General features: G+C 61.1%; 9 protein-coding genes and 1 pseudogene. 4 read left to right on the plus strand and 6 right to left on the minus strand.

Features of this window, described 5'->3' with window-relative positions:
* The first annotated feature begins 423 nt into the window (after positions 1–423).
* Together PG896_RS20300 and PG896_RS20305 are read left to right on the plus strand one after the other, a co-directional pair.
* Positions 424–1,293, plus strand: a complete 870-nt coding sequence (locus tag PG896_RS20300) for a CvfB family protein (protein ID WP_042014378.1) — start codon at positions 424–426, stop codon at positions 1,291–1,293.
* Position 1,294: 1 nt separating this feature from the next.
* Positions 1,295–1,606 (plus strand): DUF1289 domain-containing protein, encoded by a 312-nt coding sequence (locus PG896_RS20305; RefSeq protein WP_048207615.1) that lies wholly within the window; start codon positions 1,295–1,297, stop codon positions 1,604–1,606.
* Between the two features lie 45 nt (positions 1,607–1,651).
* On the opposite strand, the gene PG896_RS20310 is transcribed toward PG896_RS20305, so the two are convergent.
* From PG896_RS20310 to minC, 6 genes are all read right to left on the minus strand, one after another.
* Positions 1,652–1,975, minus strand: a complete 324-nt coding sequence (locus tag PG896_RS20310; protein ID WP_010674643.1) for an HI1450 family dsDNA-mimic protein — start codon at positions 1,973–1,975, stop codon at positions 1,652–1,654.
* Between the two features lie 284 nt (positions 1,976–2,259).
* A complete protein-coding gene (gene mtgA, locus PG896_RS20315; protein WP_080767838.1) occupies positions 2,260–2,967 on the minus strand; it encodes a monofunctional biosynthetic peptidoglycan transglycosylase in 708 nt (235 codons plus the stop codon).
* Positions 2,968–3,020: 53 nt separating this feature from the next.
* Positions 3,021–3,347, minus strand: a complete 327-nt coding sequence (locus PG896_RS20320) for an HI1450 family dsDNA-mimic protein (RefSeq protein ID WP_029314491.1) — start codon at positions 3,345–3,347, stop codon at positions 3,021–3,023.
* A gap of 180 nt (positions 3,348–3,527) precedes the next feature.
* Entirely contained in the window at positions 3,528–3,797 is a 270-nt protein-coding gene (minE, locus tag PG896_RS20325; protein ID WP_010674646.1) for a cell division topological specificity factor MinE, read from the minus strand.
* Positions 3,798–3,799: 2 nt separating this feature from the next.
* Complete coding sequence (gene minD, locus PG896_RS20330; protein WP_010674647.1) at positions 3,800–4,612, minus strand: septum site-determining protein MinD; 813 nt, start codon at positions 4,610–4,612, stop codon at positions 3,800–3,802.
* 18 nt (positions 4,613–4,630) lie between these two features.
* Positions 4,631–5,356, minus strand: a complete 726-nt coding sequence (minC, locus tag PG896_RS20335) for a septum site-determining protein MinC (protein ID WP_039039101.1) — start codon at positions 5,354–5,356, stop codon at positions 4,631–4,633.
* A gap of 106 nt (positions 5,357–5,462) precedes the next feature.
* Between minC and PG896_RS20340 the strand changes: the two genes are divergently transcribed.
* The gene (locus PG896_RS20340; protein WP_029314494.1) at positions 5,463–5,741 is read left to right on the plus strand and encodes a YcgL domain-containing protein; all 279 of its coding nucleotides are present in this window, start codon (positions 5,463–5,465) and stop codon (positions 5,739–5,741) included.
* Positions 5,738–6,070: pseudogene (locus PG896_RS20345) on the plus strand (lytic murein transglycosylase); the annotation flags it as partial. The gene PG896_RS20340 and the pseudogene PG896_RS20345, both read left to right, overlap by 4 nt.
* Positions 6,071–6,143 lie beyond the last annotated feature (73 nt).

Consider the following 6,143-nt stretch of genomic DNA (forward strand, 5'->3'; position numbering starts at 1 on the left):
GCGGTGCAATCAGGCCGCCCGATGAAGCAGGAACCCGGTACTGCGCGAGCAGCTATCACCCAGTAATGGGAATCCCCATCCTGTGACGCGAAGCGCTAAGGTGGGGGAGGATGTCAATGATTGAGATGACGGGTACGAGTGGCTGGGTTCATCGACGCTTCCTCTGGATTTGACGGCCGCGAAGTCTACCTAAAAGTGGGGTTATTTGCAGCAAAGGGGGAACTGAATGCTGCTAATATCGTCAATCTGGCCGCCCGGGAGCGGGAAAAGAGGTCAGACACAGGGGGGAGGGGCTAGGTCCTGCTGCCGCTCTGGGGTAACATGCGCGCCTGCATGACATAAATCGGCCCCGTCCTCTCTCATCCGACGGCGGCGATGCACCTCTATATGACGGGTCTTCCATGAGATGGGCCCATCCGGATATTGAAAGAAGAGATCACCATGTTACAGATTGGCAAGATGAACACCCTGACCGTCGTCGAGATCGAGGAGCGCGGCGCCTGGCTGGCGGCGGGGGAATACGGCGAGCTGCTGCTGCCCAGGCGCCAGTTGCCGGAAGGCGTCGCCGAGGAGAGCGAGGTGTCCGTCTTCCTCTATCTGGATGCGGATTGCGAGCCGGTGATCACCACCGACAAGCCCTTCGCCATGGTGGGGGACATCGTCGGTCTCAAGGTGGTCAACGCCAACAAGATTGGTGCCTTCCTCGACTGGGGCATGAAAAAGGATCTCTTCGTACCAAGCCGCGAGCAGAACAAGCCGATGCAGGTGGGCCATGTCTATCTGGTGCACCTGATGCTGGACAACGAAGGGCGCATGGTCGGCACCAGCCGTCTGGAGCGCTTCCTGCGCATCGACCCTCCTTTCAAGAGCGGTGACGAGGTGACGGTGCTGCCGGGGGAACACACCCCCCTTGGCATCAAGGCCGTGGTCAATGGCCAGTACGCCGGCATGCTGTTCAAGAACGAGGTGTTCGGCCGCGTGATGACGGGTCGACCGCTGACCGCCTGGGTCAAGCAGGTGCGCGAAGATGGCAAGCTGGACCTGACCCTGCAAAAGCCGGGGCTGGCCCGGATGGATGACGCCGGCGCACGCATTCTGCTGCGCCTGCAAAAGCAGGGGGGCAGCCTTGCGGTGGGAGACAAGAGCGATCCTGACGTCATCTACAAGATGTTCAGCATGAGCAAGGGCACCTTCAAGAAAGCGATCGGCGGCCTCTACAAGCAGGGCAAGATCGTCATCGAGGAGCACAGCATCCGCCTCGTGGGCTCCGACACGCCGGCAGGGGACGAATAAGGTGCCGAGTCCCTGCATCGGTGACTGCCGGGCCAAGGAGGGGCTCTGCCTCGGTTGTGGCCGCACCCTGACCGAGATAGGCCAGTGGTCCACCATGGACAGCGAGGCCCAGCTGGCCCGCATGGCCGAGCTCGATGGCTCGAAGAGCACCCATGCCTGCCCGGGCTGCGGCGAGCCGGCGTTCTGCGCCGTGTCGGCGGGGGAACCCATCGAGCGCTGCTGGTGCAGCCAGCTTCCCGCGTTGCCCATGAGCGATGCCAGCGCCTGCTGGTGTCGCCGCTGTCTGGCCAAGGCCATCGCGACACGCCCCTGACTCGGGCATCGCAAAAAACGAAAAAGGCGCCTGGGGCGCCTTTTCTTATGCCTGTTGCTGGCGGTGCCAGCGGATATGCACGTCGTGCTCGCTTTGATCCCGGGGGAGCAGGAAGGTGGCGTAGATCACCTCGAACTCGTCCTGATGATCCAGCAAGCCGACCCAGACCTCGGCCCAACGTGCCATGTCCACCGGCTCGCCGAGTTCGGTTGACCAGTCGGCATTGGGCAGGGTTGCCTCCACCGCGCCACGTTGCTCGAACTCGAGGGTGATGTCGACGATTTGTTCGGGGGCCAGCATGTCGGCGGCCTGCTCCAGAAACTGATCATAGGCCCACTCGACCAGCTGATCCGGGCTACGTTGTTCCATGAAATCACTCCAGATACGTCCAGGTTCGCCACTTTAACAAGTATTGGGATGGGCAGCCAGCCCGGGGGCGGTGACGCCGTGCTGTCAAATGGCGGGATCAGGGGATAAGGTTAACAGAGCCGCCAGCAGGGGCGGCGTGACGGGGCGGCCTGGCAGGATGAAGCGACGACAGTACAGAAGGCAGATCAAGCGGCGGCGCGAAACCTGGTGGTGGCACTATCTGCCCCTTCATCGGGAAACCGTCGGCGGCCATCTGGGGCCCGCCTCTGATCCGCAGGATGGCGCTACTCTGTGCCGTGGACCCGGTTCAGGGTGACTTGCCCGAGTTGACCCATCTGACGACGGATCCAGGCCGAGCGCTGCTGCACATAGGGTGAGGGGGGCTTGACCCGATAACGCCAGGGATTGGGCAGGGCGGCGGCGAGCAGGGAGGCCTCGTAGCGGGTGAGGCGTATCGCCGGTTTGCCGAAGTAGTGCCTGGCGGCCGCCTCGGCGCCATAGATGCCGGGTCCGAACTCCACGATGTTGAGATACACCTCGAGAATGCGGGACTTGTCCCAGCCCAGCTCCATCAACAGGGTGAACCAGGCCTCTATCCCCTTGCGCAGGAAGCTGCGATCGCTCCACATGAAGAGGTTCTTGGCGGTCTGCTGGCTGAGGGTGCTGGCACCGCGCACCCGCCCGCTTTGCTGGTTGTGCCTGAGGGCCGAGCTGATGGCGTCCATGTCAAAACCGTGATGTTCGGCAAAGCGCTGATCCTCGGCGGCGATCACCGCCAGTTGCAGCTCCCGGGAAATCTGCTCAAGCGGCACCCAGTCGTGCTTCACCTCGGCCACCTTGGCAGGGGGAAACAGGGCGCGTTCGAGGCGCCAGGTCCACATGGGAGGGTCGATGAAGCGCAGCAGCGCGACCGAGACGATGGTGCTCGCAAAGGCGGCCAGCAGCAGCTTGCCGAGCCAGCCCAGCAGTCGCCGTCTGCGCGAAGGCCTCACGGGCTCGGGCCTGCCGTCCCAGTCATAGTGGCCAGGATCATCGGGATCCGGAATTATTGGGGCAGCCATTCGATGTGGCAGAACTTCTCGTCGACGCGGCGGGAGAGCAGCATGCGGGCAAACAGGTGCTCGTACTCTTCTTGTTCGTTGCCAAGGCCGACCCAGATCTCGGCATAGTCGGCGTCGCTCACCTCAAATCCCACGTCGGCCGCCCAGTCGTCGGCGGGATCGGTCTCCGCCAGCAGGCCGCGGTCGTTGAACTCCTGATTGAAGCGGACGATCTCCTGCTCGGGCAGGTTGTCGGAGGCCAGCTCCATGAAGAGTTCGAGGGCGGTGTCGAGCAGTTCCTCGACGCTGTGCATTTCGTCATTCAAAGACATAAAAGCCGTGTTCCAGATAAGGGGGGAGGGAAAGTCCGTCGGCAGCGCCTCGGGGTGCGCGGTATTCTAGCTGGCCCTGATGCCCTTGGCGAGATGCCGGGACGCCAGGCATTAAAAAACCGGATCCTGGGAAAGGATCCGGTCTTCATTGGGGGAAGGGGTCGCGCATGGTGCGTCAGCTCATCCCTTCTTCTGGTCGTCGGCGAAGGTGATGTTGAGCTCCAGCACCGACAATTCGTCACTCTTCTGATCAAGCTGGACGGTGATCTTGTCCGGGTCGATCTGCACGTATTTGCGGATCACGTCGAGGATGTCCTGCTTGAGCTGGGGCAGGTAATCCGGCCCCCCTCTGGATGAACGCTCGTGAGCCACGATGATCTGCAACCGCTCTTTGGCCAGTTGTGCGGTGTTCTGTTTCTTGTTGGAACGAAAATAATCCAATAATGACATGCTTAACTCCCGAACAGTCGGCTAAAGAAGCCTTTCTTCTCTTCTTCCAGAAAACGGAAATCCTTGGTGTCACCCAAGAGGCGGGCGACGGCGTCCTCGTAGGCCTGACCGGCATCGGACTCCTTGTCCAGAATGACCGGCTCGCCGGAGTTGGAGGCGCGCAGCACCGCCTGGGACTCCGGGATCACCCCGAGCAGTTTGATGGCCAGGATCTCCTGTACGTCCTGCACGCTCAGCATGTCGCCGCGGTTGACGCGGGTCGGGCAGTAGCGGGTCAGCAGCAGGTGCTCCTTGATGGGATCCTCACCGCGCTCGGCACGGCGGGACTTGGAGGCCAGGATACCGAGGATGCGATCCGAGTCACGCACGGAAGAGACTTCCGGGTTGGTGGTGACGATGGCCTCGTCGGCGAAATAGAGCGCCATCAGGGCGCCGGATTCGATACCAGCGGGGGAGTCGCAGACGATGTAGTCAAACTGCATCTCCGCCAGCTGATCCAGGATCTTCTCCACCCCTTCACGGGTCAGGGCATCCTTGTCCCGGGTCTGGGAGGCGGGCAGGATGAACAGGTTTTCGCAACGCTTGTCCTTGATGAGGGCCTGGTTGAGGTTGGCTTCCCCGTTGATGACGTTGACGAAGTCATAGACCACGCGCCGCTCGCAACCCATGATGAGGTCCAGGTTTCTCAGACCAATGTCAAAATCGATGACCACGGTCTTGTGGCCACGCTGGGCCAGACCGGTGCTCAGTGCCGCGCTGGTTGTCGTCTTGCCAACGCCACCCTTGCCCGATGTAACGACTATGATTCGCGCCATTCTCGCTTCCTTGTAACTCTATTTGATTCGGTCTATACGAAGTTGTTCATTGTCGAGCCGGATATGGACCGGCTCTTGTATCACGCCTGCAGGCAATGCATCGCTGAGCTGGAAGGTGCCCGCGATGGAGAGCAGCTCGGCCTGCAATTGCTGGCAATAAATGCGGGCCTTGGGATTGCCCTTGGCCCCTGCGATGGCTCGGCCACGCAGGGCACCATAAACATGGATGCTGTCATCGGCGATGACTTCGGCGCCAGGGCTCACCGAGCCCAGCACCACCAGCGAGGTGCCGGCTGCATAGATCTGCTGACCGGAGCGCACCGGGCCCACGTGGACCTTGCTTGCCTCCACGGGCGCTGGCACCGGGGGAACCGGTGCGGCCTCCACTGGCTTGGGCTCTGGCACTGGCGGCGTCGGCTCAGGTTCTGCCTTGCGGCTCTTGCCTGACACCATGACGGCGAGGCCTGCCGCCTTGGCGGCCGTCTTCATCGCCTCGTCCCGCGCCCCCGTGATCCCGACCAGCACGAAGTCTTCCGACTCAACCAGCTCCCTGAGCTGTTCGAAATCGGGGATCGCTTCGAGGCGTTCCACATTGAGGACGAGGGGGGCACAATTAAAAAACTGGGGGGCCTGCGCGACCTTGGCCTCCAGCAGTTGTCGGATCCGGGCCGGATTGCCATCGCTGAGATGCAACACAGAAATAGTGAAGGTGGTCCCTTTCAATTCGTTATCGCGTTCAACCATGAATCTTCCCCGAACCGAGACGGTAATACGTTATTGTTATTCAATTCCTGATGTTATAGTTTGCCACCACCAGAGGCAATAAACCCGTCGGATTATATCAATTTCCATGTTGTGTGCAGTCTATAAAAGTCGCAAAAAAGCCGAGACCTATCTCTTTATTGAACGAAGAGAGGACTTTTCCCGCGTTCCCGAGGTGCTGATGAGTACCTTCGGGCGTCCCGAACTGGTCCTGATGACCAAGCTGGACCCGGCCAAGCCCCTGGGGCTGGCCTCCACGGAGCGGGTGATGGCCGCCCTGAAGAGCCAGGGCTTTTATCTGCAGGTGCCACCGCCACCGGAAAACCTGCTGGAGCAGCACAAGGCGCAATTAAAGGGCGCACGATGAGGGCGGGGCGGCTGGCACTGCTGTTGTCAGGCGCCCTGTCGGGATCGCCGGTGCAGGCCGGCCCCGATTTTGACCAGTACGTGGCAAGCCTCAAAGAGCAGGCGCTGGCGGCGGGCATGTTGCCCGAGACGGTGAGTGCGGCCTTTGCGGATGTCCACCTTGTCGATGCCGTCATCAGGCACGACAAAAATCAGCCGGAATTCAAACTGACCCTGGACACATATATTCCCCGGGCGGTGCCGGAATGGAAAGTCAAGCAAGCCCAAACCTTATATCGCCAGCATTTGCCGCTGCTCACAAAAATAGGCCGGGAATATGGGGTACAGCCCTAATGCCGATCAGTTAAGGATCCATTGACCGATCCTCAGGCTGTGTAAGAATCCGAAACTCCTTGTTGGGTTT

This window comes from Aeromonas sp. QDB30, assembly GCF_027707645.1.
In the GTDB taxonomy this organism is placed as follows: Bacteria; Pseudomonadota; Gammaproteobacteria; order Enterobacterales; family Aeromonadaceae; genus Aeromonas; species Aeromonas caviae.